Below are 326 nucleotides of genomic sequence, written 5' to 3'. Positions count from 1 at the left end.
GTCTTCCCGATATCTTTAAATATGGGGCCTTAGCTCAGCTGGGAGAGCGCCTGCCTTGCACGCAGGAGGTCAGCGGTTCGATCCCGCTAGGCTCCACTTATTTAAATACTTATGGCGGTGTAGCTCAGCTGGCTAGAGCGTACGGTTCATACCCGTGAGGTCGGGGGTTCGATCCCCTCCGCCGCTACCATAAAGGACCTTTAGCTCAGCTGGTTAGAGCAGACGGCTCATAACCGTCCGGTCGTAGGTTCGAGTCCTACAAGGTCCACCATTTGAAGAAAATTCCCTGGAGGTATACCCAAGTCTGGCTGAAGGGATCGGTCTTG

General features: G+C 54.3%; 3 tRNA genes. All 3 read left to right on the top strand.

The annotated features are described in order from the left end of the window. Positions 1 to 23: 23 nt before the first annotated feature. Positions 24 to 96: transfer RNA gene (locus COO03_RS23955), tRNA-Ala, on the top strand. Positions 97 to 113: 17 nt separating this feature from the next. Then, positions 114 to 190, top strand: a tRNA-Met gene (locus COO03_RS23950). Between the two features lie 4 nt (positions 191 to 194). After that, a tRNA-Ile gene (locus COO03_RS23945) sits at positions 195 to 271 on the top strand. The last annotated feature ends 55 nt before the right edge of the window (positions 272 to 326 follow it).

It is taken from the genome of Bacillus sp. AFS098217 (genome assembly GCF_002551815.1).
GTDB lineage: Bacteria > Bacillota > Bacilli > Bacillales > Bacillaceae_G > Bacillus_A.
The sequence above is the reverse complement of the archived record's forward strand: the minus strand, read 5'-3'. Positions and strand labels throughout refer to the sequence as shown.